This window comes from Xinfangfangia pollutisoli, assembly GCF_020179405.1.
GTDB lineage: Bacteria > Pseudomonadota > Alphaproteobacteria > Rhodobacterales > Rhodobacteraceae > Pseudogemmobacter > Pseudogemmobacter pollutisoli.
The window spans coordinates 1-9,341 of the sequence record NZ_JAICBZ010000117.1 but is presented as its reverse complement, the minus strand read 5'-3'; the positions used below and the strand labels follow the sequence as shown (position 1 = coordinate 9,341).

10 protein-coding genes are annotated in these 9,341 nt (G+C 68.2%); 4 read left to right on the top strand and 6 right to left on the bottom strand.

Annotated elements, in window-relative coordinates:
- Positions 1–147: 147 nt before the first annotated feature.
- From K1Y73_RS20325 to K1Y73_RS20310, 4 genes are all read right to left on the bottom strand, one after another.
- Positions 148–1,071 carry a prephenate/arogenate dehydrogenase family protein gene (locus tag K1Y73_RS20325; RefSeq protein WP_225030146.1) on the bottom strand — a complete coding sequence of 308 codons (924 nt, stop codon included), beginning with the start codon at positions 1,069–1,071 and terminating at the stop codon, positions 148–150.
- Complete coding sequence (gene hisC / locus K1Y73_RS20320; RefSeq protein ID WP_225030145.1) at positions 1,068–2,210, bottom strand: histidinol-phosphate transaminase; 1,143 nt, start codon at positions 2,208–2,210, stop codon at positions 1,068–1,070. Before hisC ends, K1Y73_RS20325 begins: the two co-directional genes overlap by 4 nt.
- A 102-nt stretch (positions 2,211–2,312) precedes the next feature.
- Positions 2,313–2,855: a TIGR00645 family protein gene (locus K1Y73_RS20315; protein WP_225030144.1), complete on the bottom strand. Its 543-nt coding sequence runs from the start codon at positions 2,853–2,855 to the stop codon at positions 2,313–2,315.
- A 107-nt stretch (positions 2,856–2,962) separates the two neighbouring features.
- Positions 2,963–3,706, bottom strand: coding sequence for an SDR family oxidoreductase (locus K1Y73_RS20310; RefSeq protein WP_225030143.1), 744 nt, complete (start codon positions 3,704–3,706; stop codon positions 2,963–2,965).
- 100 nt (positions 3,707–3,806) lie between these two features.
- Between K1Y73_RS20310 and K1Y73_RS20305 the strand changes: the two genes are divergently transcribed.
- Positions 3,807–4,706, top strand: a complete 900-nt coding sequence (locus K1Y73_RS20305) for an AraC family transcriptional regulator (RefSeq protein ID WP_225030142.1) — start codon at positions 3,807–3,809, stop codon at positions 4,704–4,706.
- Positions 4,707–4,782: 76 nt separating this feature from the next.
- On the opposite strand, the gene rpsD is transcribed toward K1Y73_RS20305, so the two are convergent.
- Together rpsD and K1Y73_RS20295 are read right to left on the bottom strand one after the other, a co-directional pair.
- Positions 4,783–5,403 carry a 30S ribosomal protein S4 gene (gene rpsD / locus K1Y73_RS20300; RefSeq protein ID WP_225030141.1) on the bottom strand — a complete coding sequence of 207 codons (621 nt, stop codon included), beginning with the start codon at positions 5,401–5,403 and terminating at the stop codon, positions 4,783–4,785.
- A 206-nt stretch (positions 5,404–5,609) separates the two neighbouring features.
- Positions 5,610–6,797 (bottom strand): MFS transporter, encoded by a 1,188-nt coding sequence (locus tag K1Y73_RS20295; RefSeq protein WP_225030140.1) that lies wholly within the window; start codon positions 6,795–6,797, stop codon positions 5,610–5,612.
- Positions 6,798–6,933: 136 nt separating this feature from the next.
- On the opposite strand from K1Y73_RS20295, the gene trmB reads away from it, so the two are divergent.
- The 3 genes from trmB to K1Y73_RS20280 all read left to right on the top strand — a co-directional run.
- Positions 6,934–7,656 carry a tRNA (guanine(46)-N(7))-methyltransferase TrmB gene (gene trmB / locus K1Y73_RS20290; RefSeq protein ID WP_225030138.1) on the top strand — a complete coding sequence of 241 codons (723 nt, stop codon included), beginning with the start codon at positions 6,934–6,936 and terminating at the stop codon, positions 7,654–7,656.
- Between the two features lie 54 nt (positions 7,657–7,710).
- Positions 7,711–9,057, top strand: coding sequence for a 3-phosphoshikimate 1-carboxyvinyltransferase (aroA, locus tag K1Y73_RS20285; RefSeq protein WP_225030137.1), 1,347 nt, complete (start codon positions 7,711–7,713; stop codon positions 9,055–9,057).
- Positions 9,058–9,135: 78 nt separating this feature from the next.
- Positions 9,136–9,341: (d)CMP kinase (locus K1Y73_RS20280; RefSeq protein ID WP_225030136.1), on the top strand; the 206-nt coding region annotated here is incomplete at its 3' end.

Genomic DNA, 9,341 nt, shown 5'->3' with positions numbered 1-9,341 from the left:
GCCGCAGCGGGCACGGCGGCTTCGGGCGCGGGGGCGGTCTGCAGATGGGCGGGGTTCGGCGGCGGTATGGGCGAGCGGTCGATCTCTTGCGCGGCCAGCGGTCCGGCCGCCAGGATCAGCGCCAAGGCAAGGCCCCGCCGCATCCGCCTAGCCCTTGACCGGGTCCGCCCCACGGCCGAAATCGGGGGCGGCGGTGTCCTGCCCGGCCTCGATGATGCCGCGGCGGATCGCACGGGTGCGGGTGAAATAGTCGAACAATTGTTGCCCGTCGCCCATGCGGATGGCGCGCTGCAGCATGAACAGCTCTTCCGTGAAGCGGCCCAGAATATCCAGCACCGCATCCTTGTTGGTCAGGAAGACATCGCGCCACATCGTCGGGTCCGAGGCCGCGATCCGGGTGAAATCGCGAAAGCCCGAGGCCGAATACTTGATCACCTCGGCCTGGCTGACCCGGCGCATGTGATCGGCAACGCCGACCATCGTATAGGCGATCAGGTGCGGCGTATGGCTGACCACGGCCAGAACCAGGTCGTGGCGTTCGACCTCCATCTCGTCGACATTGGCGCCCAGGGCTTCCAGAAAGCCGCGCAGCCGCGCCAGAGCGGCGGTGTCGGTGTCGCCCAGCGGGGTCAGAAGCCACCAGCGGTTCTTGAACAGCGTCGCAAAGCCCGAACGCGGGCCGGAATATTCGGTGCCCGCCAGCGGGTGACCGGGGATGAAATGCGTGCCTGCGGGCAGATGCGGCCCCACCGCCTCGACCACCGCGCCCTTGACCGAGCCGACATCGGTGACCGTGGCGCAGGGCTTCAGATGCGGAGCGATTTCCGCCGCGATCGCGGCCATGGCGCCCACTGGCACCGCCAGCACCACCAGATCGGCGCCCTGCACCGCCTCGGCCGCGGTGTCGCAGACCCGGTCGCAGAACAGATCGCGCGCGATGGCGCGGGTTTCCGGCGATTTGGCATGGCCGACAATCTCGGTCGCCATGCCCGCGGCCCGGATCGCATGCGCCATGGACGAGGCGATCAGCCCCAGCCCGATCAGTGCGACGCGGCCATAGGGCGCCGTCATTCGACGACCCCGGCCGGCGCCCCTTCGACCGGCGCCGGGCTGGGCGCGCCCTCGGCCCGGGTGGCCTTGAACTGCGCCACGGCATGGGCGATCCGCCGGCACGAGGCTTCATCGCCGATAGTGATGCGCAGGCAATGCGGCAGGCCGTAGCTGGCGACCCGGCGCACGATCAGCCCCTGCGATTGCAGATAGTGGTCGCACTCTTCGGCCTCGGCCACGCTGGCGAAGCGGGCGAGGATGAAATTGGCCGAAGACACATCCGAGGCGATGCCATGCTCGGCCAGCGCATTGGCCAGCCAGCTGCGCATCCGCGCATTTTCCTGCCGGCACTTCGCCACCCAGTCCTGATCCAGCACCGCCGCCTCGGCCGCCTCAAGCTGGGCGGTCGACAGGTTGAAGGGCTGGCGGATGCGGTTCAGCACGTCGATGATGGTCTTGGGGCCATAGCCCCAGCCGATCCGCAACCCGCCCAGCCCGTAGATCTTCGAGAAGGTGCGGGTCATCACCACATTCTGCCGCGCTTCCACCAGACCCAGCCCGGCATCGAAGCCTTCGACATATTCGGCATAGGCCCCGTCCAGCACCAGAATCGCCTGCCGCGGCAGGCCCTCGGCCAGGCGCGCCACTTCGGCGGGCGAGATCATCGTGCCGGTCGGGTTGTTCGGATTGGCGATGAAGACCAGCTTGGTGCGGGTGTTGCAGGCGCGCAGGATCGCGTCGACATCGATCACCCGCTCGCGCTCGGCCACCTGAACCGGGGTTGCGCCCACGGAATGGGCCAGAAGCCGGTACATGAGGAAGCCGTGTTCGGTGAAGACCACCTCGTCGCGCGGCCCGGCATAGGCCTGGGCCAGCATCTGCAGGACCTCGTCCGAGCCTACGCCGCAGATCACCCGGCCCGCATCCAGCCCATGCACCTGGGCAATCGCCGCCCGCAGGCTGGCATGGTCGGTCGTGGGGTAGCGGTGCAGGCTGTGGACCGCGCGCAGGAAGGCGTCCTTCACCTTGTCCGAGCTGCCGAACGGGTTTTCGTTCGACGACAGCTTCACCACATTCGACACGCCCGCCACATGCGCCTTGCCGCCTTCGTAAAGCGCGATATCAAGGATGCCCGGCTGGGGGCGGATGGCGTCTGACATGGGGGCCTCCTGCTGTCGTCAGGGTATTAGCGACAGGCCGGGGCCAAGGCCAGAGGCCGCAAGCGCCCCCGACCAGAATTTCGATGCACCTTGGGGGCGGCGCTACTTCTTGCTGCTGTAGGATTTCGCCTGCAGCCAATCCATCAGGGCCATCAGCACGCCCGAGATCACGAAGGTCAGATGGATGATCACCAGCCATTTCAGCTCGGTCTCGCCAAAGGCCTTGGCGCTGTCGATATCCGAGATCTCCATGAAGCGCTTCAGCAGATGGATCCCGGAAATCGCCACGATCGAGGCGATCAGCTTCATCTTCAGCCCGCCGAAATCGACCTTGCCCATCCAGCCCGGCCGGTCCTCGTGTTCGGCCAGATCGAATTTCGACACGAAATTCTCGTAGCCCGAGAACATCACGATCAGCACCAGATTGGCGGCCAGCGTCAGGTCGATCAGCGTCAGCGCGACCAGGATCACGTCTTCCGACTTCATGATCAGCAGCTTGGGCAGGTAATAGCCCAGATCGCGCATGAAGATGAAGACCAGCATGCCCAGGCCCGCGACCAGGCCCAGATACATCGGCGCCATCAGCCAGCGGCTGGCAAACAGCACACGCTCGAATTTCTGTTCCACGGTGGACGGGTTGCTCATCACGGGGGCCCCTGCTGCGCTTCGCCCTGCACATAGCCGCACCGCGGCGAAAGGCAAGAGCGAAGCGCGACGCCGGGGCGCCGGGGGCGGGATAACCCCCGCTTCACTCAGGCCGCGGCGGCCAGCGCCAGCGCATCGGCCCCGGCGGGGTAATGCAGCCGGTCGGTCGTGTCACGCGCCGCCTGCCAGACCGCTTCGGCCACATCGGCCTCGGTCGTGGTCAGCGGCGGATGGGCGAAGGCCGCGAAGATCGGCTGGGCGATATCGGCATAGGCTTCGGGGATCATCTGCGCGACCGGCACCGGCAGGTTCGACGAAAAGCGCGTGGTCGGCGCATAGCCGGGCTCGACCAGGCGGACATGGATGCCGAAGGGCGCAAGTTCATGCGCCAGAGAGCCGGTAAAGCCCTGGATCGCCTGTTTCGAGGCGGTATAGGCGGCCGCGAAGGGCATCGCTGCCAGCGTCACCGACGAGGTGACATTGACGATGGTGCCGGCGCGGCGGGCACGCATGCCGGGAATCGCCGCCTGAACCATGGCCAGGGTGCCGAAGGTGTTCACCTCGAAGATCTCGCGGATCTTCGCCATCGGCATCGCCTCATAGGCGCCGACCATGCCAAGGCCGGCATTGTTCACCAGAACGTCAATCGGCCCCGCCTCGGCCAAAGCGGCGGCGATGCTGTCGGACTGGGTCACATCCAGCGCCAGAAGACGCAGATTGGGGTGGTCGGGGAAAAGCCCGGCGCGCGGCTGGCGCATCGTGGCGATGACCGACCAGCCCCGGTCCAGAAACAGCCGCGCGGTGGCATGGCCGAAGCCGGAAGAGGCGCCGGTGATGAGGATGGTTTTCATGTGAGATCTCCTGCGTATGACGTTGACGCAAGACAGATAGCGCGGCAGAACAGGATTATCTGCGGGTGATCATCCGCTTTTCATGTGCGAAAGTCCTGTTTTGACCGACCCCCTGTCGCAGATCATCGGCCTTCTCCGCCCGCAGACCGTGATGGCCAAGGGCATCAGCGGCGCGGGACGCTGGGCCATCGCCTATGACGATTTCGGCAAGCCCAGCTTCTGCGCGGTGACGCAGGGCCGCTGTCGCCTGTCGGTCGATGGCGCGCCCGCGATCCCGCTTGAGACCGGAGATTTCGTTCTGCTGCCGGCCACGCCCAGCTTCACCCTGACCAGTCCCGAGCCGGGGCCCCTGCGCCGCCTGGTCAATGCCACGGCGGAACCGGCGCGCGACGGGCTGCGCCACGGGCGGCAGGACGGCCCGGCCGAGATGACCATGATCGGCGGGCATTTCGACTTCGTGTCGGCCGATCCGCGGCTTCTGGCGGCGCTTTTGCCGCAGACGATCCATATTCGCGGCGTCGACCGGCTGACCACGCTGGTGCGGATGATGGGGGACGAGGCGGCGCGCGCGCAGGACGGGGCCGATCTGGTGCTGGTGCGGCTGGTCGAGATCCTGCTGGTCGAGGCGCTGCGCGCCCTGCCCGCGCAGACTGCCGCGCCGGGCCTGTTGCGCGGCCTGGCCGATCCGCGCGTGGCGCCGGCCCTGCGGGCGCTGCATGGCGATGCGGCACAGGATTGGACGGTCATCGCCCTGGCGCAGGCCGCGGGCCTGTCGCGCTCGGCCTTCTTCCAGCGCTTCTGCAGCCGGGTCGGGCTGCCGCCGATGGAATATCTGCTGGCCTGGCGGATGACGCTGGCCAAGGACCTGCTGCGCCGCGGCGGGCTGGCGCTGGATCAGGTGGCGGGGCGGGTCGGCTATGGCTCGGCCGCCAGTTTCAGCGCGGCCTTCAGCCGCCATGTCGGCCAGCCGCCGGGCCGCTTTGCCCGCGGCACGGCCTGAGCCGGCAAAGCGAAAGGGCCGCACCCTGCGGCGCGGCCCCTCGGTTCCAGGCTCCAGCCCCCCGGGCCGGAACGGATCAGTTCTTGGCGTAATATTCGACGACCAGATTCGGTTCCATCTGCACCGGATAGGGCACATCGCCCAGGCCCGGGGTGCGGACGAATTTCGCCGTCATCTTATGGGTGTCGACTTCCAGGTAATCCGGCACGTCGCGCTCGGTCAGGGCCACGGCTTCCAGCACGATCGCCAGTTGCTTGGACTTCTGACGCACTTCAACCACGTCGCCTTCCTTCACACGGTAGGAGGCGATGTTCACGGCCTTGCCGTTCACGGTCACATGGCCGTGGTTCACGAACTGGCGGGCGGCGAAGATGGTCGGCACGAACTTGGCGCGATAGACCACGGCGTCCAGACGACGCTCCAGCAGACCCACCAGATTCTCGCCGGTGTCGCCGGTGACCCGGGCGGCTTCGGCATAGATCTTCTTGAACTGCTTTTCGGTCAGATCGCCGTAATAGCCCTTCAGCTTCTGCTTGGCGCGCAGCTGGGTGCCGAAGTCCGACAGCTTGTTCTTGCGGCGCTGGCCGTGCTGGCCGGGGCCGTATTCACGCTTGTTCACCGGGGACTTGGCACGGCCCCAGATGTTTTCGCCCATGCGGCGGTCGATCTTGTACTTGGCAGAGGTGCGTTTGGTCACCGCTGATCTCCTTGCTGTGCCCCGGACGGGGCGGATGCGAAGGGCGTTGTCCTTTCCGGGCGGACCCGGCGACAGGCTACCCCTTGCGGGGGCCACCAACACCAATGAAAAGCCCCGGAGGTGGCTCCGGGACAGGGCGCGGCTTATACGCCCGATTCCGGGGATGTCAACTGCGCGGCTGCCCTTGCGGCGCTGGACCCGCCGTCTTAGCCCGGCACCACCCCGGCCAGCCGCCCCCGCAGCGCCAGGATCGCCAGGCAGCCAAGCATCGCCAGCGCATTGGCCAGAAGCGCCGGCACCAGCCCGGCCGCCTGCACCAGCAGCCCCAGCCCCATCGTGCCCAGCGTGGCCAGCCCCCAGAACGCCGTCTGGTCGATGCCGATCAGCAGCCCCCGGTCGCGCGCCGGCGCCTCGCGCAGATAGGCGCCATAGACCAGCGCCTTGCCCAGCCCGTTCATCCCCAGAACCACCAGCGCCGCCAGATAGGCGCCGAAGCCCGGCATCAGCGGCAGGGCGGCGAACAGCGCCGCCATCCCGGCCCAGATCCAGAGCGCCAGCGCCCCCGGCCGGTGGATGCGATGCGACAGCCGCACCGCCACGGCCGAGGCGGCAATCGCCCCGATCCAACCCACCACACCGGTCAGGCCGATCAGCGACTCGGACCCGGGATACCATGTCCGCAGCATCAGCGGCTGGAAGACATAGAAGGCCGGGATCATGAACAGACCCAGGACGGCACTGGACAGAAGGATGTCGAAGCTTTGCGGATGGGCGCGGAAATGCGCGGCAAGCCGTCTGGGCGCCGAAGGGTCGGGCGCGACAGACCCGCGCGGTGGCGGGGCCGGCCGCGCCGCGCCCGGATGGCGCAACAGCAGCGCGGCACTTGCCGCCATCAGCGCGCCATTGGCCAGGAAGCCACCCAGCGCCGACAGGACCGGCAAAAGCAGCGTTGCCGCATTGCCGGCAAGTTTCGCCACATTATGCACCGTCGCCGCGATCAGCGCATTCCTTGTGGCCGGGGCCGGCGTGGCCTCGGGGATGAAGGTGTCGATCGCGGGATTGGCAAGCGCCGACAGCACGCCCGACAGCAGGCAGTAAAGGGCGAAAAGCGGGCCGTGAAAGCCGAAGGCCGGATCGCTTAGCCCGTAAAGCGCCAGACACAGCGCGAATAGCCCGGTGCTGGCGGCGAAACTTGTCCGCGCGCCGATCCGGTCGGTCAGGCTGCCGCCCAAGGCCGTCAGCAGCAGGAAGGGGATCAGTTGCAGCGCCTGGTAAAAGCCGATCTCGGCCGGAGAAAGCCGCGCGTGAAAGGCCATATACCACATGATCAGGATGGTCTGGAAACCCTCGCCGCAATGCCAAAGCCCATAGGCCGGGAAAAAGCTGCTGCGCATGCGACCCCCTTTTGATCAGGCGACAGTGCCATCCCCGCTTCGGCCCTGTCCAGCACGCTCCGGCAGGCGCTTCGCAGCCTGAGGGCAGCCTTGCGGCGCTTGACCGGCGCCCGGCGCGGCGCTACTGGCCCCGCGCATGAGCGACACTCCGCCCCCCAGCCCTCCCCCAAGCCCGCCCTCTGCGCCCCGGCGCAATTTCTATGGCCGGATCCATGGCAAGACCCTGCGCGCCAGCCAGAAGGATTACCTGGCCCAGGATCTTGAACCCCTGCGGCTGCAAGGCGTGACCGCGGCCGAGAACCCGTCCCGCGCCACGCCCGACCTGTCCTTCGCCGCGGGCAAGCCCCTGTGGCTGGAAATCGGCTTCGGCGGCGGCGAGCATCTGGTGCATATGGCCGCCCGCCACCCCGAGGTCGCGCTGATCGGGGCCGAGCCCTTCGTGAACGGCATCGCCATGCTGCTGGGCAAGATCCGCAATGCCGGCCTGTCGAACCTGCGGCTGCATCCGGGCGATGTGCGCGACCTGCTGGACGTGCTGCCGCCCGCAAGCCTGCAGAAGGTCTTCCTGAACTATCCCGACCCCTGGCCCAAGGCGCGCCATCACCGCCGCCGCTTCGTGACGCCCGAATATCTGCTGCCTCTGGCCCGCGTCACCGCCCCCGGCGCCGAATTCCGCGTGGCGACCGACATTCCCGATTACGTCCGCCAGACCCTGGAAGAAGTGCCGCCGGCCGGGTTCGACCTGGTCTTTCAGGGCGGCCCGGGCGAGGCTTGGGAAGACTGGCTGTCGACCCGCTACGAACAGAAGGCGCTGCGCGAAGGCCGCGCGCCCCATTACCTGACCTTCCGCCGCCTCTAGAAGCCCCGTCCCGCTTGCGCTATCAGGCCCCGGCACTTCAAGGGGAGAAGACGCATGTCCGGTCATGGTGAAGCCCAAGCAATGATCTCGGCCGCCTGCGGCCCGCTGACCGGCACCGCCGATGTGCCGGGCGACAAGTCGATCAGCCATCGCGCGCTGATCCTGGGCGCGATGGCCGTGGGCGAGACGCGGGTGACCGGGCTTCTGGAAGGCCAGGACGTGCTGGACACCGCCCGCGCGATGCAGGCCTTCGGCGCCACCGTGACCCGCCATGGCCAGGGCGAATGGTCGGTGCAGGGCGTGGGCGTTGGCGGGTTCTCGGAACCGTCGGACCTGATCGACTGCGGCAATTCCGGCACCGGGGTGCGGCTGATCATGGGCTCGATGGCGACGACGCCGATCACCGCGACCTTCACCGGCGATGCCAGCCTGCGCAAGCGGCCGATGGGCCGGGTGACCGACCCCCTGTCGCTGTTCGGCGCCCGCGCCTATGGCCGCCAGGGCGGCCGGCTGCCGATGACCGTGGTCGGCGCGGCCAACCCCGTGCCGGTGCGTTATGCGCTGCCGGTGCCCAGTGCGCAGGTGAAATCGGCGATCCTGCTGGCCGGTCTGAACGCGCCCGGCGAGACGGTGGTGATCGAACGCGAAGCGACGCGCGACCATTCCGAACGCATGCTGGCGGGCTTCGGCGCGCAGCTGCAGGTGGAAAAGACCGCCGAAGGCCATGTCATCACGCTGCTGGGCCGGCCCGAGCTGCGCCCGCAGACCGTGGCCGTGCCGCGCGACCCCTCCTCGGCCGCCTTCCCGGTCTGCGCGGCGCTGCTGGTGCCCGGATCCGACATTCTGGTGCCTGGCGTCAGCCAGAACCTGACCCGCAACGGGCTGTACCTGACCCTGGCCGAAATGGGCGCGCTGATCGAATTCCAGAACCCGCGCGAAGAGGGCGGCGAGCCGGTGGCCGACCTGCGCGTGCGCTTCTCGCCCGACATGAAGGGCATCGAAGTGCCGCCCGAGCGCGCGCCCTCGATGATCGACGAATATCCGGTCCTGTCGGTCGTGGCGGCCTTTGCCAGCGGCATCACCACGATGCGCGGCGTCAAGGAGTTGCGGGTGAAGGAAAGCGACCGGATCGACGCGATGGCGCGGGGTCTGGAGGCCTGCGGCGCGCGGATCGAGGAAGATCCCGATACGCTGATCGTCCATGGCATGGGACCGGGCGGTCTGCCCGGCGGCGCGACCTGCGCCACCCATCTGGACCACCGCATCGCCATGAGCTTCCTTGTCGCCGGCATGGCCGCCAAGCGCGAGATCGCGGTCGATGACGGCAGCCCGATCACCACCTCTTTCCCGATCTTCGAAGGGCTGATGAACGGGCTGGGGGCTGCGATCCGCCAGGGCTGACAGTGACCGCGGCGCGGCCAGGTTTGACGCGCTGCAGGCCAGGCCCTATTCAGGATTGCGACAGAAAGGGCCGGGCGCATGATCTTTACAGTGGCAATCGACGGGCCGGCCGCCGCGGGCAAGGGCACGATCAGCCTCGCCGTGGCCCGGCGTTTCGGCCTGGCGCATCTTGACACTGGGCTTCTGTACCGCGCCGTGGGCGTTCTGGGCGGCGATCCGGGCGCGGCGGCGCGCGGCCTGCGGCCCGAGGATCTGCAGCGCGACGACCTGCGCTCGCTGGAGGC